22 protein-coding genes are annotated in these 18,980 nt (G+C 69.3%); 7 read left to right on the top strand and 15 right to left on the bottom strand.

Annotated elements, in window-relative coordinates:
- Positions 1–47: 47 nt before the first annotated feature.
- The gene (locus tag ABZ934_RS31590; protein WP_361319700.1) at positions 48–590 is read right to left on the bottom strand and encodes an SMI1/KNR4 family protein; all 543 of its coding nucleotides are present in this window, start codon (positions 588–590) and stop codon (positions 48–50) included.
- Positions 591–888: 298 nt separating this feature from the next.
- Entirely contained in the window at positions 889–2,334 is a 1,446-nt protein-coding gene (locus tag ABZ934_RS31585) for an NF041680 family putative transposase (RefSeq protein ID WP_361319698.1), read from the bottom strand.
- Between the two features lie 576 nt (positions 2,335–2,910).
- Between ABZ934_RS31585 and ABZ934_RS31580 the strand changes: the two genes are divergently transcribed.
- Together ABZ934_RS31580 and ABZ934_RS31575 are read left to right on the top strand one after the other, a co-directional pair.
- Positions 2,911–3,132, top strand: a complete 222-nt coding sequence (locus ABZ934_RS31580; RefSeq protein WP_361319695.1) for a hypothetical protein — start codon at positions 2,911–2,913, stop codon at positions 3,130–3,132.
- 904 nt (positions 3,133–4,036) lie between these two features.
- Complete coding sequence (locus tag ABZ934_RS31575) at positions 4,037–4,672, top strand: ATP-binding protein (protein ID WP_361319692.1); 636 nt, start codon at positions 4,037–4,039, stop codon at positions 4,670–4,672.
- A 236-nt stretch (positions 4,673–4,908) separates the two neighbouring features.
- Here the strand turns inward: ABZ934_RS31575 and ABZ934_RS31570 are convergent, their stop codons facing one another.
- The 3 genes from ABZ934_RS31570 to ABZ934_RS31560 all read right to left on the bottom strand — a co-directional run bounded on the left by ABZ934_RS31570 (position 4,909) and on the right by ABZ934_RS31560 (position 9,707).
- A complete protein-coding gene (locus ABZ934_RS31570; protein WP_037792689.1) occupies positions 4,909–5,070 on the bottom strand; it encodes a hypothetical protein in 162 nt (53 codons plus the stop codon).
- A 237-nt stretch (positions 5,071–5,307) separates the two neighbouring features.
- Complete coding sequence (locus ABZ934_RS31565; protein WP_361319689.1) at positions 5,308–5,634, bottom strand: STAS domain-containing protein; 327 nt, start codon at positions 5,632–5,634, stop codon at positions 5,308–5,310.
- Positions 5,631–9,707 carry a SpoIIE family protein phosphatase gene (locus ABZ934_RS31560; protein ID WP_361319719.1) on the bottom strand — a complete coding sequence of 1,359 codons (4,077 nt, stop codon included), beginning with the start codon at positions 9,705–9,707 and terminating at the stop codon, positions 5,631–5,633. Before ABZ934_RS31560 ends, ABZ934_RS31565 begins: the two co-directional genes overlap by 4 nt.
- Before the next feature lie 317 nt (positions 9,708–10,024).
- On the opposite strand from ABZ934_RS31560, the gene ABZ934_RS31555 reads away from it, so the two are divergent.
- The 3 genes from ABZ934_RS31555 (at position 10,025) to ABZ934_RS31545 (ending at position 12,400) form a co-directional block, all read left to right on the top strand.
- A complete protein-coding gene (locus ABZ934_RS31555; RefSeq protein ID WP_361319686.1) occupies positions 10,025–11,470 on the top strand; it encodes a GAF domain-containing SpoIIE family protein phosphatase in 1,446 nt (481 codons plus the stop codon).
- A 6-nt stretch (positions 11,471–11,476) separates the two neighbouring features.
- Positions 11,477–11,845, top strand: coding sequence for an STAS domain-containing protein (locus ABZ934_RS31550; RefSeq protein ID WP_361319683.1), 369 nt, complete (start codon positions 11,477–11,479; stop codon positions 11,843–11,845).
- A gap of 330 nt (positions 11,846–12,175) precedes the next feature.
- Positions 12,176–12,400, top strand: a complete 225-nt coding sequence (locus ABZ934_RS31545; protein ID WP_361319680.1) for a hypothetical protein — start codon at positions 12,176–12,178, stop codon at positions 12,398–12,400.
- Between the two features lie 10 nt (positions 12,401–12,410).
- Here ABZ934_RS31545 and ABZ934_RS31540 read toward each other — a convergent pair whose 3' ends face one another.
- The 9 genes from ABZ934_RS31540 to ABZ934_RS31500 form a co-directional block, all read right to left on the bottom strand.
- Positions 12,411–12,836, bottom strand: a complete 426-nt coding sequence (locus ABZ934_RS31540) for a hypothetical protein (RefSeq protein WP_361319677.1) — start codon at positions 12,834–12,836, stop codon at positions 12,411–12,413.
- A 69-nt stretch (positions 12,837–12,905) separates the two neighbouring features.
- Positions 12,906–13,448, bottom strand: coding sequence for a hypothetical protein (locus tag ABZ934_RS31535; RefSeq protein ID WP_361319674.1), 543 nt, complete (start codon positions 13,446–13,448; stop codon positions 12,906–12,908).
- A 301-nt stretch (positions 13,449–13,749) separates the two neighbouring features.
- Positions 13,750–14,007 (bottom strand): hypothetical protein, encoded by a 258-nt coding sequence (locus ABZ934_RS31530; RefSeq protein WP_361319671.1) that lies wholly within the window; start codon positions 14,005–14,007, stop codon positions 13,750–13,752.
- Positions 14,008–14,045: 38 nt separating this feature from the next.
- On the bottom strand, positions 14,046–15,077 hold the full coding sequence (locus ABZ934_RS31525) for an ATP-dependent DNA ligase (RefSeq protein ID WP_361319668.1): 1,032 nt from the start codon (positions 15,075–15,077) through the stop codon (positions 14,046–14,048).
- A gap of 179 nt (positions 15,078–15,256) precedes the next feature.
- Positions 15,257–15,466 (bottom strand): cold-shock protein, encoded by a 210-nt coding sequence (locus ABZ934_RS31520; protein WP_214940509.1) that lies wholly within the window; start codon positions 15,464–15,466, stop codon positions 15,257–15,259.
- A 344-nt stretch (positions 15,467–15,810) separates the two neighbouring features.
- Positions 15,811–16,146 carry a YnfA family protein gene (locus tag ABZ934_RS31515; protein WP_361319666.1) on the bottom strand — a complete coding sequence of 112 codons (336 nt, stop codon included), beginning with the start codon at positions 16,144–16,146 and terminating at the stop codon, positions 15,811–15,813.
- Positions 16,147–16,157: 11 nt separating this feature from the next.
- A complete protein-coding gene (locus ABZ934_RS31510) occupies positions 16,158–16,472 on the bottom strand; it encodes a hypothetical protein (RefSeq protein WP_361319663.1) in 315 nt (104 codons plus the stop codon).
- Positions 16,453–16,899 carry a MerR family transcriptional regulator gene (locus ABZ934_RS31505; protein WP_361319660.1) on the bottom strand — a complete coding sequence of 149 codons (447 nt, stop codon included), beginning with the start codon at positions 16,897–16,899 and terminating at the stop codon, positions 16,453–16,455. Before ABZ934_RS31505 ends, ABZ934_RS31510 begins: the two co-directional genes overlap by 20 nt.
- Complete coding sequence (locus tag ABZ934_RS31500; protein ID WP_361319657.1) at positions 16,896–17,231, bottom strand: hypothetical protein; 336 nt, start codon at positions 17,229–17,231, stop codon at positions 16,896–16,898. Before ABZ934_RS31500 ends, ABZ934_RS31505 begins: the two co-directional genes overlap by 4 nt.
- A 232-nt stretch (positions 17,232–17,463) precedes the next feature.
- Between ABZ934_RS31500 and ABZ934_RS31495 the strand changes: the two genes are divergently transcribed.
- Positions 17,464–17,628, top strand: a complete 165-nt coding sequence (locus ABZ934_RS31495) for a hypothetical protein (RefSeq protein WP_361319654.1) — start codon at positions 17,464–17,466, stop codon at positions 17,626–17,628.
- Positions 17,629–17,631: 3 nt separating this feature from the next.
- Positions 17,632–17,904 (top strand): DUF6233 domain-containing protein, encoded by a 273-nt coding sequence (locus ABZ934_RS31490; protein ID WP_361319651.1) that lies wholly within the window; start codon positions 17,632–17,634, stop codon positions 17,902–17,904.
- Positions 17,905–17,949: 45 nt separating this feature from the next.
- Here the strand turns inward: ABZ934_RS31490 and ABZ934_RS31485 are convergent, their stop codons facing one another.
- Positions 17,950–18,174, bottom strand: coding sequence for a hypothetical protein (locus tag ABZ934_RS31485; protein WP_361319648.1), 225 nt, complete (start codon positions 18,172–18,174; stop codon positions 17,950–17,952).
- Positions 18,175–18,980 lie beyond the last annotated feature (806 nt).

Raw genomic sequence — 18,980 nt, 5'->3', positions numbered from 1 at the left:
CCGTTCTTCGGTTCCGGGGGGCACTTCTGTTTCACTGCGTCGTGGCCTCACAACCAGACAAGTCGCCCATCGACAACAGAACCGGGCGGATAGTCCCCTGTGCCGATCCTCGTCAGCACCTCCGCCACGGAGTCGAAGTAGTGGGCCAGTGACGGGTGCACGCCGGTGGTCGTGGGCTCACCCACGAACCATCTGCCGATACGTCCGTCCGTCACATCGATGAACCGCCCCGTCCAGGCATCCTGATCCGACAGGAAGGGGATCCACTCCTCGCGCCATTCGTCGCCACCGGACAAGGGATGGTTGGCGTAGAGCTTCTCCATCGCCCGGATGCCCAGAAAGAAGCTCGCCTCGTCTGGGAACCCGGCGTAACCGCAGCAGGCGACGTCGTCATCCACATCGTCCTCGGGGAGATCCAGGTTGTTCTGCAGCAGCCACGCCCGCAGTTCCTGAGGCAAGGAGACACCCATGCGCTCCTCGGCGGCCGCGAGCATCCGCTCCGGGGCCGGGCCGGGCAGATCCGCGTGATCGGCCGGCGCATGCTCTCGGAGGAGATTCATTACGCGGGACCAGCTCTCCACCACACTCATTCCCCGCTGCCCCTCTCTGCACGGATGCGCTATGCCACTCAACGGGCTCGCCCACTGTAACCGTATACACTGCGGGCCGGTCGAAGCGCCCCCGCGCTGCTGGAGCCTACGCTCTCTGCGGTTTGCGCCGCTTGCCCCATCTGCCATGCGGCCTTTCCGGTCCTGGGCCGACATCACAGCGTCGAACTGGGCTTTGGTGGTTACTGCTCGTGGCTCAGGTGCGAGTGTGGTCGCAGCCGATCGCCACGGGACAGCCGATGCCCAGCCGACCACGGGCTTGGGTCTCTGAGCTTGACGTTTAACATCGGCGGGCTTGGTGCTCCTTGATCGACTCGGCGCGTTTGACCGTCTTGCCTACGTCGTGATGCTTGGCCTGGTACTTGTTCTTCGAGCCCAGAGGTCGTCCAGGGCCCGGGAAGGACGGTTTCGGTGCGGCTGCCGGGCGGGCCGCGGTCGCGCGGACGTTGCGAAACCCCCGCCTCACCCGGGCGGGGGTGAGGCGGCGAGGCTCGGCTCGCCGCTCCCAGGGGCGCCGGAGGTCTTCAGCGAGAGGCCGGGCGAGGCAGAGCTGGGTGTGGGCGGCGATGATCAGCCAGGTCCACAGGTCGGCCGTGTCGGCGCGGCGGACCTTCGGCGCGGTCCAGCCGAGGGTCTGTTTCATCAGCCGGAAGGTGTGCTCCAGGTCGAAGCGCCGGAGAAAGGCCTGCCACCAGCGGTCCACATCCGCCGGCGCGGCCGAGGTGGCGGAGCACCACAGCCAAACCGGCTTCGGATCGCGGTCACCCGGCAGGTACTCAACCTTCAGCCGCACCAACGTGCCGTGCAGGACGGGCAGTTCCTCTTCCGCGTGCTCCAGCCAGGGGCCACGGTGGGTGAGCCTGGGAGGCATCCGGTCCCATGCCATCGCCTCCGCCTTCCCGTAGCGGGTGGTGTCCGTGGCGGTGGTGACGTCGGGCTCGTGCCAGGTGTCGGGCTTGGTGAAAGTGAGGACGCCGCCGTGCCGGCGGGGCCGCCCGCCCTTCGGCCCGGAGCGGGCGGGGCCCGGGTCGCGGAGCATCACGCGGTCCGAGCGCAGTCGTCCGAGCAGCACGACGGGCAGATCCCTCAAAGCGTGGGAGAGGTAGGCGACGTCGTAACCGGAGTCCATCACGATCAGGATCTCGGGGTCGCCCGGCCTCCAGTGCCCGGCGCTGACCAGGCGTTGCACGACCTCACACAGCTGGGCGGCGGTCACGAGCGTGGCGTCGTCCGCGGGCCCGAGGCGCACGGCGTCCAGCAGTTGGCACCAGGAAGTGCGGCCGGGTTCCAGCACGGCGACGAAGGAGTACGGCCAGCCCGGGATGAGCTGGTCCGAGCTGCGGTCGCCACGTCCGTAGACGTGGCAGAACAGTCGGTCGTCGCTGGTGGGAGCGTCGGGGCGGAGCCAGTTGCTGACGTCCACGGCCAGGACGATCCGCCCGTCGGCCGCCTTCGGCAGCGGCAACTCCGCCAGAGCGCGACGCAGACGCGTCGGTTCGATCCAGCCCCGGTCCAACGCTGAGTACAAGGCGCCGTGCCCCCGCCGGTGCTCGGCCGTCAGCGACAACTCGACCAGGGTGTTCACCGGCCCATCCGCGCACAGCACGGAGTCGGTGAGCTCGAAGAGCACGTCCGCTCGGGCGTAGAGGCATTCGTAGAACTCGACCCTAAAGCGGGACAAGATGCCTAACGCGTCGCGTGCAGACGCGTCGACAGGGAGACTCATACGCAGCGGCCGTTCTCTGGTGCTTCGTTACTCGACATCTCGAAGCGTGGAGAACGGCCGCCTCCGCCGTCCTGGGAAACACCGCAGATCAGCAGGTCGGGTGACGTGCGACGTTAAACGTCAAGCTAAGAAGCACCGTTTCCGTGGCAGTGGAGACCGTGGTGGTGTACCGCCCCATGACAGCAACAACCACCCCAAACACCGCTTCCATGCCAGTAACGGACACGCCTCCAGGTCATACCACCAACACAAAAACACCCGACTCACGACCCGTCACTGCCAACCCCCACCGACACCAAACCGGCACATCGCAAACTTCCTCCCCCTGCACGCAGCTCTGGCCGCGGCCGTGCAGGCCGCCCTACCCGCTCCCGACGACAGCTCGACCGGCGGATCCGCATAGGGCAACCCCGATCAACACCTGTACCAGGGCCCCTCACCGACGTACTGCCACTGGTCCTCTCTCGACGGCAATCGAGTGCTCCCCGCTCTGCCCGCGCGACCGCGTCGCCAGGGCTGGGAAGGGATCCAGGGCGACGCCGGAACCAGCCGGCACAGGCAGAAAGGAACCGCACGGTGGAGACATCCGAGCTGGAGAGCAAGGTCCAGAAGCTGGAGACGGGCCTGGCCGTCCAGGAAGCGTCCATGGCCGGCGCACAGGCAACACAGGCCGCGACGCAGGCGGGAATGACCTCGACGTTCACCGCCACTCAGAGCGGAACGTGGGCGGTGATGGGTGCGGGCAGTGCCGCGCTGATCGTCGGCATCTTCCTCGGCATGGCCATCGCCAAGGGCTGACGCACGCTCCCGCCCTACCGGGAACACCGTCACTTGCTCGCACCGCCCCCCGCCGGACACGGTCCGACGGGGGGCGGCTCGCTCCGCTGCCGCTCGGCGACCAGGCGGGCCGCCTCCGTGCGCAGCGGTACGGTGCGGCCGACCGCGCGCAGCCGGCCCTTGTGGTACTCGGCCGGTTCGGCGTCTCGTGGGCGGCCACGACCGTGCCCGGCAGGCGCCGGCCGGGCGCGGTCCGCAGTGATGGCAAGGGGAGCGGTAATGATTCGTCCTCGACGCCAGCGCCAGCGCCAGCGTGACCCGCGCCCACACACACGGCCCGACGAGAACGCCGGATGGCGGAACCCGACGAACCGAGCCGCTCGACAAGCAGGGGGCAGAGCTGGGCCAAAAATCGAGTGGCGCGGCGGCGGACCCGCCGTTTGGACCCCGACCCCGAGGAGTACGGAGTGCCTGCTTCTGATCTGCGCAGGTCAGTAGGGAAAAGTGGAAGTACAGGCGAGAGCCACGCGTTCACGGGACCGTCAGGGTGACGCTTCCGCGAACGGAACTCCTGAGGTGCCTGGCGGTGGAGTGAAGCTCGGCACCCGTCCGGAACCGTCGACCTCGGCGACGCCAAACGCTGCCACGGGCAACGGGGCCGGCGCTACGACATCGTCCTCAGCCAGACCCCGAAGACCCGGTCCAGCGTCGTCGTCATCCCCACCTCCACCCGGGCGCAAGAAGCGATCTTCCGGCCCCGCCTGCATGCCCGCTCCGATCACTGGCGGGGGCGGTCTCTCGCGCTTGGCTGACAAACGAGAGACCCGGATCGGACACTGATGACCTGCGTCTGATGCGTCGGCTTCGGGCGGATGCGCTGCCGGCCTCAGGGACGAGGTAGGCAAGGTAACGGGGGGGTGGCGAGATGCACGGAGCGGGTAATCGGGGTCTGTCGAGGGGTGCGCTGATACGGCAGGGCACCCAGGCGCGGTTTGTGGGCCGGCGGGCGCAGTTGGCGCTGTTCACTGAGAACTTGTCGAAGGACCCGCAGTCTGAGGACGATCCGGCGGAGTTTCTGTTCCATGTGCGGGGGGTGGGTGGGGTGGGGAAGTCCACGCTGCTGCGGCAGTGGCAGGAGGCGGCCAGGCGTGCGGATGCAGTGACGGCGGTGGTGGACGAGAACGACGTGCACGGGGTGCAGCAGGCCCTGGTCGAGCTGGCCAGGCAGTTGGCGGAGCAGGCCGGCCTGTGTAGGGAATTCGACAAGGCAGAGACGGGTCGTCCTCTGCCTGCATGTCCGCAGGTTCCTCTGCCCGGTCATCGCCAGCACCGTCAGTGCCAGTGTCGAGCCCAGTGGGACAGCAGAACGCCGCCACGACACGTTGATGGAAAAGCCGGCCTACACGGTGAGGACGTCTGGCTCGGCGAGGTGTACCCGAAATCCGATGCGAACGCCGCCTTCACGGGCGACGAGCCTTTCTGCATCCGCCCCACGAACCACGGTCCCGACGTGCGGACACCCCCGAGCGACCGGGAGTTGCGGTACGCCGTGTGGCGGTGAACGTCGGCTCGGGAGCCGGCCGGGACGGCCGTCGATCGTTGGAGGTGAGCAGGTCCCCTGCTGCGTCACGGCGACCGTCCCGGCTGCTGCCCGGATACCCCCGAATATTCGTTTCCACCCGATACCCGTAGGTATCTGCGCCAGGACGCAACGACGTGACGGTGGCCTGCCGCCCCCTCGGAAAGGGGACGGCAGGCCACCGTCATCCAGCATCACGGCTGCGTTGTGCCGGACGGCTACCAGCGATACCAGCGGCCGCTACCACCCTTGGGACGGGCGACGAAACCGATCAGCCACAGCACCAGCACGGCGATGGCGACCCACCAGAGGATCTTCACGGCGAAACCGGCACCGAACAGGATCAGAGCGAGCAGAAGAACGAGAAGCAGGGGAACCATAGTTATCAACCTCCGAAACACCGTCTGCCCGACCATCCTCCACCCATGCAGCCGATTTTATGTGTTTCTTATGACTGCAGGCGGGCAAGAGAACGCGCTCGTGTTCCGGGGCGGTTCGCCAAAGGCCCCCTTTTACGGCCGCCTCCCCAGAAGCAGGCCGCTCCTCCCGGAAGCCAGGTCATGCCGCGAGCGGAGCAGAGGCTCGTCGGTCATGGTCTGGTGGAGTCTGTGTCGCTTTCAGGACTCGATGCCGTCGACAGTGGTATCGGGGTCGATTCCACGGATGGGGATCAGCTCCCCCAGGCCGGAGATGGTCAGGACGGGGGCGAGGAGCGGGTTGGCGAGAAGCTCGATGTGGTCAGCGTGGGCGAACAGTGCGGTCAGGCCGGCGCTGTCGAGGTAGTCCACCGCGGTGAGGTCAACGACAAAGGAAGTGTGGTCGGCAGCGGCCTGGGTGAGAGCGGAGGCGAAGGCGTCGACGTTTCCCATGTCGATTTCACCGACGGCGGTGAGGACGAGGGCGCCGTCGGGACGCTGAGAAGCGTTGAGGGTCAGGGGTTTCATGGGGTGATCCTCGTGTGCATGTCGACGGTGGTGCCGGCAGGACCGGGCTCAATGGTGACCTGGTGCATGATGGCGCGCATCAGCGTGATGCCCCGGCCGCGATGCTGGTTGGTTTCCGGCTGGGGTGTTTTCCAGGTTCCGGTGTCGGAGATGGTCAGGTGCAGGCCGTCAGCAGTGGCGGCGGCGCGCAGACGCACGGTGCGCCCGGGGGCGTGGCAGTGTCCGTGTTCAATGGCGTTGGCACATGCCTCCCCTGCGGCCACCAGGACGTTCTGGACTTGTTCGGGCGCCAGCTCGCAGCGGTCGAGCCAGGTGCGCAGGGCGCTGCGTACGGGGGCGAGTTGGGACGTTTCTGCGGGGAAGGTCACTTCCAGGGGCGCGGGATGGCGGTAGAGGAGCAGGGCGACATCGTCGTCGTAACCGTCGGCGGGTGCCATCCAGGTCATGACGTGGGTGGCGAGGTGGTCGATTGCATTGGTGCGACCGTCCCGAAGCGCGGCGCTGGCTTGTTCGATGCCGACGGCCAGTGAGCGGCGGCGGCGTTCGACCAGGCCGTCGGTGTAGAGCAGGAGCGTGGCGCGGGCGGGCATGGTGCACTGTGCGTCGGGCCGTGGGTGGCCGGGGCGGACGGCGAGCGGGATGGAACGGCCGTCTTCCAGCAGGCGCGTGGTGCCGTCGCGGTGAGTCAGGATGCCTGGAGGATGTCCGGCGCTGGAGTAGGTGAGCTGGCCGCTGTCGGGATCGAGGACGCCGCAGAAGACGGTGGTGCAGACCGCGCCTGGGATGAGTGCGGCGAACCGGTCCAGAGCGGAAAGGGTTTGGGCGGGACTGGCGTCTTGCAGGAGCAGGGCGCGGCAGGCGCTGCGCAGTTGGCCCATGACGGTGGCGGCGTCCAGGCCGCGGCCGACGCAGTCGCCGACGACGATACCGATGCGCCCGTCGGGCAGGGTGATGGTGTCGTACCAGTCGCCGCCGACCTCCAGGGGACGGGCGGCAGGCTCGTATCGGACGGCGAAACCGGCGGGCAGATGGGAGGGCCCCAGAATGGCGCGCTGGAGCGCCAGGGCCGTTTCTCGCTGTTGGTCGATTTGGTAGGCGCGGTGCAGACCTTGCCCGATGTGCCCGGCCAGCAGGGCGAGCAGGGTCTGGTCCTCGGTGGTGAACGGCCGCCTCTCGCCCAAGTCGATCCACAGGGCGAGGAGGCCCTTGGGGTGGTCCAGCGTGATGCCTGCTCCGCAGTTGTCGTCCTTGGTGGGGGCGAGTAGGGGACGATTGCGCAGGGCGGTGAGGGCGGCTCGGTGTTCCTCGGCCAGGTTCTCCCAGTGAAGGTCGGGGGCGGCGGAGGAAAGGACAGGGACCTCGGCGCCGTCGAAGACAGCGGCCAGCGCGTACTCGGCGCGCCACACGCGCTTCAGCTCGTCCAGGGCGCCCGTCAGGGCGTCGGAGAGACTGGTGGCTTTGGAGAGGCGCACGCTTACAGCGGCCAGGGCACTTTCGCGTTGTACCACGTAGTGCTCGGCGGTGACGTCACGGAAGGTCCCGACTACCAAGCGCCGACCGGTATCTGGGTCCTCGACCTCGTTGAAGGTGAATGTCACCCATAGTCGATGTCCGTCGCGGTGAGTGACGGGAACGGTGTAGCTGCCCCGGGTTTGTCCCATGACTTTGGCGTAGCCGTCGGCCACCAGGCGATATGCCTGGGGGTCGTCTGCTTCGTTCGGCCACCACGGGTGGAGGGGGGGGTAGGGCAGCCCTTCGGGGCCGTAGCCGAGGACGTCGGTGAATGCCGCGTTGATTTCGATGACGGCGCCGGTCTCGTCGCAGACGAAGAACGCCTCCTGCAGGGAGTCCACCAGCGCTGTGCGCCACCGGGCGTGGTGATTCCGTACTCGGGACAGCTCCACGTTCGCCCGCACCCTGGCCAGCAACTCGGCGGCGGAGAACGGCTTGACCAGGTAGTCGTCGGCGCCGGCTTGAAGCCCCTCGATGGACGCCTCCTGCCCGGCTCGTGCTGACAGCAACAGCACCGGCATGCTCGCCGTGCGTGGGTCTGCGCGCAGCGCGGCGAGCAGGCCGAGGCCGTCCAGGCGCGGCATCATCACATCGCTGACCACGAGATCGGGTGCGTCGGCGCGTACCGCTTGCAGGGCCGCCCGTCCGTCGGTGACCGTTTGGACTTCGTAGCCGCCCGAGTGCAGCAGTCGGGCAAGGTACTCGCGCATGTCGGCGTTGTCGTCCGCGACCAGTACCCGTGCCGGAACGGGGGCGGAGCCCTGTGGGTATACGGGGCCGTCGACGGAGACCATGGCTGACGGCTTGGTTGTTGACGCTTCACTGCTGGGCAGCCACCGCAGGGCCTCCTGCACGTAAGGATCGGCCGTAGCGGATACCGCCTCCGATCCGCTGGCCGGGGCCAGGGCATCAGCGGGTAGGTGAGCGTGGCCGAAGGGTAGCCGGATGGTGAAGGTGGTGCCTTCGCCTTCGCTGCTGTGGGCGGTGATGGTGCCGCCGTGCAGGCCGACCAGCTCCCGTACGAGGGCCAGCCCGATGCCGCTTCCCTCGTTGGATCGCGACTGGGCGTTCTCGATGCGGTGGAATCGCTCGAACAGCCGGGGCATTTCTTCTTGTGGTACACCGATGCCGGTGTCTGCGATGGTCACCACGGCGTGTTCCTGCTCGCGTCGCAGGGTGACACGGACTGACCCGTCGAAGGTGAACTTCAGGGCGTTGCTGAGGAGGTTGAGGACGACCTTCTCCCACATGCCGCGGTCGATGTAGACCGGTTCCTCAAGCGGTGGGCAGTCCACGCCGAAGGCGAGGGCCGCCTTTTCGATCGCGGAGCGGAAGACGCTGGCTAGTTCGGCGGTGACGGCGGCCAGGTCCACCGGCTCGTAACGGGCCTGCATGCGGCCGGCCTCGATGCGGGAGAAGTCGAGCAGAGTGTTGACCAGCTTGCCCAAGCGCAGGCCGTTGCGGTGGATGACCTCCAGTTCCTCGCGCGCCTGTTCATTTGTGTCGGAGTGACGGTTTCGCAGTTCCTCCAAAGGTCCCATGATCAGGGTGAGCGGAGTGCGGAATTCGTGGCTGATGTTGGAAAAGAACGCGGTTTTGGCGCGGTCCAGCTCAGCCAGCTCTTCAGCCCTGCGCTGCTGGGCCTGATAGGCGAAGGCGGCATTGACCAGATCCGCGGTCTGCCTCGCCACGAGTTGGAGGAAGGAATGGTATGCCTCGTCCAGCATCCGGCCTGCGGAGGCCGCCAGCACGATCACCCCGACACTGTCGGCGCCGGTTTCACCGGGCAAGGGAAGCACCACGGCTTGCGTCGGTGCCGCTTGCCAGGCACCGCTGGGCAGCGGATCGAATCGCTGAGCCAAGTCCTCGACTACGACCGGCTCGCCGGTGTGCAGGGCCTGCTCCAGAGGCCAGGTACCGGCCCCGCCTGCCGGATCGGCGCCGGCCGGGCTGCTGGCGTTTAGTACAAGCTCCTGCGTGTCCGGCTGGCGCAGGTAGATCGCCGCGAACGGCACGTCCTTGTCCGCCCGGTCCAGCGCCCTCGCAACGAGTTCGCACGCCTCTGTCACCGTACGGGCGCTGCCTGCCTGGGCACCCAGGTCGTGAAGGACCGCCAGGCGACGCTCGCCGATGACGCGCTCGGTGGTGTCACTCACTGCGGTGAACACGCCGCGCACCGCACCGACGTCGTCGTGCAGAGGGCTGTAGGAGTACGTCCAGTACGTCTCTTCCAGGTAGCCGTGCCGGTACAGCGGCAACAGCAGATCCTCTGACCAGGTCGCCTCACCAGTGACCAGCACCGACCGGAGCATCGGCCCGATGATGTGCCAGATCTCCCCCCACACCTCGTGGCCCGGCTTGGCGGTGGCGGGATGGTTGGTGCCCAGCAGGGGAAGGTAGGCGTCGTTGTAGAGGAACCGCAGCTCGCCGCCCCACCACACGATCATGGGGAAGCGAGAGGTGAGGCAGATCCGTACCGCTGTGCGCAGGCTCGCCGGCCAGGTGTCCGGGGCGCCCAGGGGCGTATCAGCCCACGGGTGTGCGCGCATGCGCCGGGCCATCTCGCTATTGCCGGGGAACAGCAGGTCCGCCGCCTCGACGTGGTCCGCACCACTCACCGCTTCGCCCTCTCCCTTACGGCTGCCGCTCCGGCTGTCCTGATCCGCTCCGAAGGCTGGACCGGTGCACGAGACCCCGGCAGCTCCGAAGCATAATCCGCCCTGCTTCATGCGGCGGCACCCCTTGCCTGGCGCAGGGAGCCTGCTCTTGCCAGGAGCCGCGGCCGATCAGGGCAGTGGCGTTTGTGCACGTCATCCGTTTACGCTTCCGCAGTCCGAGCCGCACCCGGCGGCTGCGGGTCTAGGGAGGTGGAAAGCCGATGCCCCAACCGGCTTCGGCATTCGGCCACGAGCCCGGCCAGCGCCCGCATCTGGTGCTTGAGCCGGCGGTCGAGGCCGGCCGCATGGCAGCGGTACGCCGCTACAACATCCTCGACACCCCGCCCGACGGGGCATTCGACCGCGTCGCGGCCATGGCTGCCCGGCTGTTCGACGTGCCGGTGGCGACGGTGACGATCGTGGATGAGGACCGCATCTGGTTCAAGGCCGCGCACGGCCTGGAGGGTGTGAGCGAGATCGGCCGCGATCCCGGACTGTGCGGTTCGGCCGTGCTGCGCGATGAGGCGCTGGTGATCCCCGACACCCTGCTTGACGATGTGGCCTGCGACAACCCGCTGGTCACCGGCCCCATGGGCGTACGCTTTTACGCAGCTGCTCCGATCACCACATCCGACGGGCACCGGTTGGGCACGGTGAACATCCTGGACACCACACCGCGCGCCATCACCGAAAAGGACACCGCCACCCTGGCGGATCTGGCCGCGATCGTGATGGACGAGATGGAACTGCGGTTGACCGCGCTCAAAACTCTCCGGTACGAGCAGCAGCAGCGGCAAGATGAGCGAGAGGCGCGCGAGCGGGCCGAGAAGGACAAGGCAGCCATTGCCTCCTTCGCCTCTACCCTACAGCGCACTCTGCTGCCCCCCGCGCTGCCGACGGTGCCCGGCTTGGAGCTGGCCTGCCACTACCACACTGCCTCCGTCTACGATGTCGGAGGCGACTTTTACGACATCTTCCCCCTCGACAGCGGACGGTGGGCTTTCTTCCTGGGCGATGTGTGCGGCAAGGGAGCCGAAGCCGCCACCGTGACCTCCTTGGCCCGCTACACCCTGCGCGCCGCAGCTCAGCTCACTCCCGACCCGGTGGCGGTGTTGCAGGCCCTGAACAGCGCCCTGCTGGCCGATGTGTGGGCCGGCAGCCGCTTCTGCACGGCCGTCTTCGGCCTGCTCACCCCGACACACGACAAGGGCTTCACCGTCACCGTGGCCACCGGCGGTCACCCTCCGGCCTACCATCTCTCTCCCGCCGACGGCGACGGACCAGTAGTAGTGGAGGCGGTGCAGCCCAAGGGCGGCATGCTGATCGGTGCACTTCCCGAAGCGCATTTCGCCGCTACGACGCTGAACCTGCAACCCGGAGAAGGCCTCCTGCTGTACACCGACGGCCTGAGTGAAGCCCGCACCCCCGAGGGAACCATGCTGGGCGAGGAAGGAATCACCCAATTCCTCGCCCGCCGCACGGGGCCCGTCAGCGCCGGCACTCTGGTCAAGGACGCCGTTGCTGTACTGGAACCCCTGGCCGACGGCGCGGGTGACGACGTCGCCCTGCTCGCTCTGTCCATCCCCACGTTCGAGGCTGCCGGCAAAGGCGCGGCGGCTACCGCCCACACCACCGCCGCCCCCGAAAGCAACGGCGAGGAGCGATGACCAGCCGTGACCGATGACCCGCAGCTGAACCTCCAGTACACCCGTGGCCCCCTCGCCGTCCTCTCCCTGACGGGTGACGTGGACCTGCACACCGCCCCGGCTCTGCGCCCCCGCGTCCTCGAACTGATCGAGCAGGGCCAACACCACCTCGTCATGGACATGTCCCAGGTGGAGTTCTGCGACTCCGCCGGCCTCAGCGCCCTCATCGGTATCTGGCATGCGGCCCAAGCGGCCAGCGGCTCGATGAGCCTGGTCGCCATTCCCGACCGCTTGCAACGGATGCTGAGCATGACCGGCCTGGACACGGTCTTGACCACGCACGCCACCGCCGCTGATGCGCTTGTTGCCTACCGGCTCCCCGAGGATGCCGTGTGAGTAGCCGTCCTCTCCTTGGCCGTGGCGCAGTCGACCTACGCGTCTGGTGAGGTGAGGGCGGCAGCCCCGATGGAGACTCCCGGCACCGAGGGCAACGGCCTCGCGCTGCTTTCCGGACGCTGCTCGGCAGAGATCCTCAGGCCCGACCCTGTCCCGGAAGAGGGCAGGCGTTGTCGAAGTCGTCGCTGAAGGTGCTCTTGTGCCATCCCGCAGCCTGGAGACCTGTCCTCATGGCCCAATGCAGTCGGCAGCCGCTGGTTCGGCGCGAAGGCCCCGTTCAGCTGAGGAGGGGAAGCCAGACACGGGCAGGGCTCGGCGCGGATCGCCCGGGTGGGCCGAGCGGCGGTGGTGAACTGGCGTCGCCGGCATGACGACTTCCCGGACCCGGTGGCCGGCACGGACGTGCACCCGCAGTTCGACCGCCACGCCGTGGTCGCATGGCTCCTCGCCCACGACAAGATCGAAATCCCCACGGGGCCCACGGTCGCCTCACTGGTGCTGGCCGGCCCCGAGGGCGCCACACACACCGGTTCCGCCTCGATGACCCGTGGCTGACCCTGACCGACTACCCGGCGGGGGAGGACGTGTTGTCCGGCTGGTCCACCGACGACGACGCCGACATGGCCGAGCTGGCGGCCGGCGAGTTCGGGGCATCGCTGCGCCGCCTGAACGCGCCCGGTACCGGCCCGTTGGCGCCCTCCGCCAGGAACACCCGATCACCGCCCGGGGCAATCGGGTCCAGGGCGGCGAGCGGGGAGCGCCGGCCCGCCGCCACGGTGCGCACCGCCCGCCAGTCCACCGAGGGACGGACCACCTCCAAGAGCGCGACGTCCCGGGCGTCGTACAGGGGGACCGTGGTCACCCCGCCGTGGCGCTTGTAGTCGACGTCCACCGAGGCGACCGGGTACAGCCAACCCAGGCGCACCACCTGATCGAAGTCGGTACGGCGGACGCCGAGGCGTACCGCGGCCTGGTCCGGGCCCAGCGGCACGTGCCGGTCGAGCGCTGGGGGCGGTACGGGTGATCGACCGGTTCCGGTCCGGGGCCGGTGACCTGCGCCTCACCCTGGCCTGGCCGGCCGGCCTGCGGGGCGCCGCCTCGGCGCGCGGCACCAGGACACGGGGACGACTCCCCCGCAGTCGTGCCGCTCGCACGCGCACGCCTCCCCCGGGCCCGCGTACGCCACCGCGTGGCGTTCCACTCCGACCGACCCCGGCAGGTCCCGGCGGCGCGCCAGTGCGGCCACCTGGTCCGGGTGGACGTCGGGGAACTCGACGTCGCCGCCGAGGTAGACCAGGAGACCGGCCTTGACGAGGCGGCCGACCGCCGAGGCCCTCACCCTCGGCCGGAGAATCGGGAGCGGCATCCCCAGGGCCTCGGTCAGCCGGTCCGCCGCCCACCCCGCACCCACCGAGCCGCGCAGCGCCGCACGCACCGCCTCGGGGTCTGCGGCTTCCACCACCGCCCGCGACCACAGGCCGGGGCCGGCGTCCGCCGGCGGAACCAGACCGCAGCCGGTCGCCCACCGCCACGCCGCCACCGGAACCCGCAACCGGCCCGCAGCCGCGTACTCGTCGTAGCTCTCACGCACCGAACGCGTCATGAAACGCACCCCAATCGCACATCAGACGGCCCGACGATCGGGCCGCGCCGGAAACATGCCGAAAGATCCCGTTTGTTGTCAATAGCCCTGATTCCGTGGCGAGTTGGGAGCACACCGCACAAGCCGCCTACGCGTACGCGAGGGCCCGATTCACCCCTGCGGGGAAACCGGGGCCGGCCCCGGGCACACGACAGCGCGGGCCGCCACCAGGTGGTGGCGACCCGCGCTGGGGCCGTCGGAGGCGCCCGCTCAGGCGGGCCGCAGGACGACGGTCGAGGCCGTCGGCCGGCTCAGAGCGTGTTCACTGAGGCTGCGGGTTCGACAGGTTGTTGACCAGGTCGGAGAGGGCCCCCGGGTCACCCGTCTTCACGAGGTGGCGGTTCGATGACGCGTGACCGCCACCGCTGTCCCCGTCCGTGCCGTCGGCGCCGAAGCCGAGCGATGAGCTGCCTTGCCCGATGGCGCCCTTGTTGGCGCCGGGGGTGTCGTCGGCTGAGGCTGGAACGGCGGCCAGGAGCAGGGCCGCGACAGCGAGTGTGGAGGGAGCGAAAATCTTCATGCCCGGCCAACGAGGAGACCGGCAGCAGGGTGCGCCGGTCAGCCGGCCGCCGCAGCCGGGCCCTGCCCGAACCGGGGTACGTCCTCGGCCGTGACGTCCAGGCGCAGCCGTTTGAAGCGGAGCGGGTGGCGCCAGACGCCGCCCTGGTCGATCGAGCGGTCGGTGCTGATCTCGGCCACCAGGTCGGGGCGGACCAGGCGCACGTTAAGGACGTCACGGGACCCCCAGGTCGCGGCGAACGTGACGCCTTCCCAGGGGTGTCCGGGGGCGGCGGCGGCCAGGTGCTCGGCGACCAGGCGGGCCGCCTCCGTGCGCAGCGGTACCGTGCGGCCGACCGCGCGCAGTCGGCCGTCCTGGTCGTGGCGGCCCAGGACGAGGAGTTGCGGGCGGGTGAGGGTGCCGGTGGTGGCGCCGATGATCGCCTCGGTGGTGTCCCGTCGTCTGACCTTGGTCCACGCCCCCCTGTGGCCAGGCGTGTAGCGGCTGGTCTGGGGCTTGACCACGATGCCTTCGACGCCGGACACGTCCGTCCACGAGTCGAGCCATTCGCGGGCCTGGGCCGGGTCCGTGGTCATCGGACACAGGATCCACGGGGCTGTCAGGGCGTGGTCGGCGAACAGGGCCTCCAGGCGGGCGCGGCGCTCCACATACGGCAGGTGCAGCAGCTCTTGGCCGTCGATCTGCAAAACGTCGAACACCACGAAAAACGCCGGCAGCTTCACGGCCAGCGCGGGAGCGCTGCGGGTGCGGGCGGCGGCCCGACGCTGCAACCCCTCGAACGACAAGGCACCGGCCCCGGCGTCCCAGACCAGCAGCTCGCCATCGAGGACCAGGCCGTGCGGCAACTGCGCCTCGGCGGCCGCAACGAGATCGGGGAACGCACCCTGGATTAGGGCGCCGCGGCGGGTCTGGAGCAGCACCCGCCCACCCGGGGCGGCCGGAGTGAACACCAGCACCCGATACCCGTCGAACTTCTGCTCATACGCCACCCCGGAAGCGAGCGGGCGCACGGGCGGCATCACCTCTGCGGCCTGCGCCAACATCGGCTCCACCGGCGGACGCAACACCATCCCCAATGCCTCCCTCGCCCTCGACGCCGGCGCCAGCTTGACCCGCGCCCGCACACACGGCCCGACGAGAACGCCGGACGGCGGAACCCGACGAACGCAAGCCGCTGTGACTGAGCGCGCCAGTTGACCGGTCTGGCCAACTGGCGCGCTCAGTCACAGGTCGCGGTTCAGGGAGAGCGTTAGATGACCTGCACCTCCTCCGCCTGCATGCCCTTCTGCCCGCGGGTAACAATGAACGAGACTTGCTGGCCTTCCTTCAGGGACTTGAATCCGTCCGACTGAATGGCCTTGAAGTGCACGAAGAGGTCATCGCCACTCTGCGGCGTGATGAAGCCGAAGCCCTTCTCGTCATTGAACCACTTCACGGTTCCGGTCTGCCGATCGCTCATGTCCACCCCAGGGGAGTCCTGACGGCCTTGTGCCGTCGGACTGATCTTGGTGCACAAGCGTGGAGCGCAAACACAAGAGCGAAGATCGGCAGATTCCCGCAGGGCGATCGCGGGCGAAAAGCAATCGTGCGGAGCACAGAACGGGCCAACTGAACTGCTCACAGGCCAACTGGCGCGCTCAGTCACAGCCACTCGACAAGCAGGGGAGCAGAGCAGGTGTGACTGAGAGCGCCACAGTTGGCCAGTCTGGCCAGCTGCGGCGCTCAGATTTTCGGTACGCCTTCGACGCGCTCGTTCCAGGCGTCCGGGGCCAGCTGAGCTGGTACTTCAGGGCTGGAACGGAGTCAGTGCGAGCGGGGGGCGTACATGATCACGGCCATTCCGGCGAGGCAGACCAGGGCGCCGATGACGTCGTAGCGGTCGGGTCGGTAGCCGTCGGCGACCATGCCCCAGACGATCGACCCGGCCACGAAGATGCCGCCGTACGCGGCGAGGATGCGGCCGAAGTTGTCGTCGGACTGGAAGGTGGCCACCACGCCGTACAGGCCCAGCGCGATGATGCCGGCGCCGATCCAGATCCAGCCCTTGTGCTCGCGGATGCCCTGCCAGACGAGCCAGGCGCCGCCGATCTCGAAGAGGGCGGCGACGACGAACAGGGCAATGGAACGAGCGATAGTCATACGAGCCGACCCTACCGGCGGCCCGCGCCGCTGATCTTCAACGGGTCGGCTGGCCCCTTGCAGCCACACCCGCCCTCACCTGCGGTCTTCGGCGCGCAGGAGCAGGATCGGCGGCGCCGGCCGAGCCACCGGGTTCCGGCGGCGAGCACGGCCAGGACGACGGCGAGGGCGGGCAACCAGCCCACCACCACCCCGGCCCCGGCGCCGACGACCCCGGCCGTGATCAGGACGGGCAGCGCGCAGCACGCCACACAGGCCAGCGCGGCAAGTCCCCCGAGTGCCTTCGGGGTGCGCTGGGGGCGAGGGTCAGCAGCAGGGGCCGGCATGGCGGTTCTCCTCAGCGAGGTCGGTGAAGGGGATGGGGCAGCACGTGCTGGACGCGCACACGGTCAGGTCGTCGCAGCCCGCCTCGACGGCTGCGGTCAGGGCGGTACGGATGGTGGCGAGGTCGGTGATCCTCGCGTCGACCTCAGCGAGCTTGGCCGCGGCACGCTCCTGGAGCCCCGCCACGGGACGGCCGTGCCGGTGGCGGCCGGCCTCCAGGAGCTCGGAGACCTCCTCCAGCGTGAACCCGAGCCGCTGGGCGGCCTTGATCACCCGCAGCGCGGTCACCGCGTCCTCGCCGTAGAGGCGGTGGCCGCCATTGCTGCGCTCCGGCTCGGCCAGCAGGCCGCGCCGCTCGTAGTAGCGCAACGTCTGTACGTTCACCCCAGCCGCCTCGGCGACCTGCCCGCTGCGCAGGCCCGCGTTCACCGCTGCTCCCCAGCGGCAGCGGTCCGTACGGCCAGCGCGTCCAGCACTGCCTCGTGCACTTGGTCTACCGCGATGTCCAGCATGATCTGGCCTTCGCCGACGTTGGTGGTGAAGGTGAAGAACGAGCAGCAGCCGCTCTCGCGCTCCACCAAGTCCCGCACCCGGTCCTCGATACCCGGCCCGCCTGCCAGGGCAAGGCGCAGGCGGAGCTGATGGGGTCGGGACAGCGAGGTCAGCCGCTCGGCGAACAACGCGTCCCACTCCGCGACCCGCAGGGGCCGCTCCTCGGTGGGCAGAGTGCAGGACTGCGGCACCCACGCAAGATCACTCATCGCGCTCACTCCCGTCATCACATCCCCCCGCAACCGGGGACACCTCCGACGGTAAACCTGTACCTGGGTACAGGTTGCAACCCTGCTGAGCGCACGACTGGCCAACTGAAATGCTCACTGGCCAAGTAGGCCGCTCGGTCACACGACCTACTCGACAGCAGACGGCAGAGCTGGGCCAGAAAATCGAACACATGATGGAATAGGAGAGTCCGCCGCACCCCAGGAGGCCGCCATGACCTCCCCCGCCCCCGCACCCCGGCCGCAGGTCATGACCTGGGCACCGAGCCAGACCGGACCGTGTGCCGCCTGCCACCGGCCGTGTGCGCGCTACGGCGCTCCCGCCAACCCGTTGTGCGAGGCGTGCAAGGCCGCCCGGCAGGCGCAGTACGGGGCCTGAGCGGTGACCGTCCTGCCGCCCGACCTCCCGCGCCTGCGGACACTGGTCACCTACCTCCGCGGGGAGCTCGGCCGCGCCGAGCGAGCGCTGAACGCGGCCGAGGAAGCCGAAGCCGCCGCCACGCGGCGACACCCGCCCGCCGAGCCGCCCGCGTGGTTGGTCGAGCGCGAGATCGGCGCCGGCCGGCCGCCGGGCCGCGTCCACGTCGGAACGTGCTGGGACACCCGCAAACGCTGCGCCCCCGCCACCGCCGACAGTGACCGGGAGCGGATTTGAGTGCTTTCTCGGGTGCGGGTGAGGAGTCCGGCGCCGGTCTATGCTCTAGGTCCAGGTGATGGTGATGTGGCCGTGGCCGCCGTCGCCTCCGCCGGCGGCGCCGAAGAGGCTACCGCCGCCTCCGCCGCCACGCCTGCCGTTGTCGCCGCCGCCTTCTTTGTAGCCGCTGCCGCTGCCGCCGCCGTCACCGCCGACGCGGTTGCCTCCGGAGCCGCCCCGGTTGCCGTCGCCGTTGCCACCTTTGTTGCCGGCGGTGACTTCGCCGAGCATGTTGCAACGGTTCGGTGAAGTCACCGCCGCCACCCCAACCGCCACCACCTCGCGATGCGCCGCCTCCGCCACCGCCCCCGCCGCCGGCGGTGACGAACCCGTCGACGGTGGTTGCGCCTCCGCCGCCGCCCGCGCCGCTGCCGTCGGCGCTGTGTTCTCCTCCGGTGCCGCCTGCTCCGGGGTTCTCGCCGGCGCGGTTGCCCGCAGGGGTGGCGCCTTGGCCACCCACACCGCCAGCGCCGGACTTCCCGGTAGTGGCGGCGGTGGCGCCGATGCCGCCGGCGCCGTTCGCTCCGGCACGGTTGTGGAACTTTCCGCCTCCGCCCCCACCGGCCACGAAGCCGCCGATGGTGCCGCCCGCGAAGTTCTTCAGTTCGCAGACAACCCGGCCGCCACCGCCCCCGCCACCGCCCCCGCCGTAGGCGCCGCCCCCGCCCCCGCCCGCGCCCATGGCGGTGATCATGACCTTGGCGCCGGCCGGGATGCGAGGCGAGGTGAAAGCACCACTGGCCTCGCGCTCGAACTTCCCCCCGGCCGGTGCGTGGGCACCCGCCGGAGCCGGCAGGGCCAGGAGACTGCCGACGGCCAAGACGGCCGCGGCTGTCAGGGTGCGATAGGGGAATCGGGCGGTACGACTGTGCATGGGCTCCACCGTTTCAAGGCCAGGGGCGCTCGGGCCAGCCGGCTGAGTAACCGGCCCCCGGGGCACTTAGACGTCATCTCATTTGGCGAGTCTTCGGTAGCAGATGAGGGTGCAGGCGATGCTGGTGAAGGCGAGGAAGTGTTCGGCTTTGCGTTCGTAGCGG

Source organism: Streptomyces sp. NPDC046557 (assembly GCF_040645975.1).
Classification (GTDB): Bacteria; Actinomycetota; Actinomycetes; order Streptomycetales; family Streptomycetaceae; genus Streptomyces.
Note: the sequence above shows the minus strand (reverse complement) of the source record. Positions and strands in the feature narration are given on the sequence as shown.

Coding starts and splice junctions, on each gene's coding strand:
- ABZ934_RS31590 (WP_361319700.1), bottom strand. CDS start 590: ATGAGTGTGGTGGAGAGCTGGTCCCGCGTAATGAATCTCCTCCGAGAG.
- ABZ934_RS31585 (WP_361319698.1), bottom strand. CDS start 2,334: ATGAGTCTCCCTGTCGACGCGTCTGCACGCGACGCGTTAGGCATCTTG.
- ABZ934_RS31575 (WP_361319692.1), top strand. CDS start 4,037: ATGCACGGAGCGGGTAATCGGGGTCTGTCGAGGGGTGCGCTGATACGG.
- ABZ934_RS31570 (WP_037792689.1), bottom strand. CDS start 5,070: ATGGTTCCCCTGCTTCTCGTTCTTCTGCTCGCTCTGATCCTGTTCGGT.
- ABZ934_RS31565 (WP_361319689.1), bottom strand. CDS start 5,634: ATGAAACCCCTGACCCTCAACGCTTCTCAGCGTCCCGACGGCGCCCTC.
- ABZ934_RS31560 (WP_361319719.1), bottom strand. CDS start 9,707: ATGGCCCGGCGCATGCGCGCACACCCGTGGGCTGATACGCCCCTGGGC.
- ABZ934_RS31555 (WP_361319686.1), top strand. CDS start 10,025: ATGCCCCAACCGGCTTCGGCATTCGGCCACGAGCCCGGCCAGCGCCCG.
- ABZ934_RS31535 (WP_361319674.1), bottom strand. CDS start 13,448: ATGACGCGTTCGGTGCGTGAGAGCTACGACGAGTACGCGGCTGCGGGC.
- ABZ934_RS31530 (WP_361319671.1), bottom strand. CDS start 14,007: ATGAAGATTTTCGCTCCCTCCACACTCGCTGTCGCGGCCCTGCTCCTG.
- ABZ934_RS31525 (WP_361319668.1), bottom strand. CDS start 15,077: ATGGTGTTGCGTCCGCCGGTGGAGCCGATGTTGGCGCAGGCCGCAGAG.
- ABZ934_RS31520 (WP_214940509.1), bottom strand. CDS start 15,466: ATGAGCGATCGGCAGACCGGAACCGTGAAGTGGTTCAATGACGAGAAG.
- ABZ934_RS31515 (WP_361319666.1), bottom strand. CDS start 16,146: ATGACTATCGCTCGTTCCATTGCCCTGTTCGTCGTCGCCGCCCTCTTC.
- ABZ934_RS31510 (WP_361319663.1), bottom strand. CDS start 16,472: ATGCCGGCCCCTGCTGCTGACCCTCGCCCCCAGCGCACCCCGAAGGCA.
- ABZ934_RS31500 (WP_361319657.1), bottom strand. CDS start 17,231: ATGAGTGATCTTGCGTGGGTGCCGCAGTCCTGCACTCTGCCCACCGAG.
- ABZ934_RS31495 (WP_361319654.1), top strand. CDS start 17,464: ATGACCTCCCCCGCCCCCGCACCCCGGCCGCAGGTCATGACCTGGGCA.
- ABZ934_RS31485 (WP_361319648.1), bottom strand. CDS start 18,174: ATGCTCGGCGAAGTCACCGCCGGCAACAAAGGTGGCAACGGCGACGGC.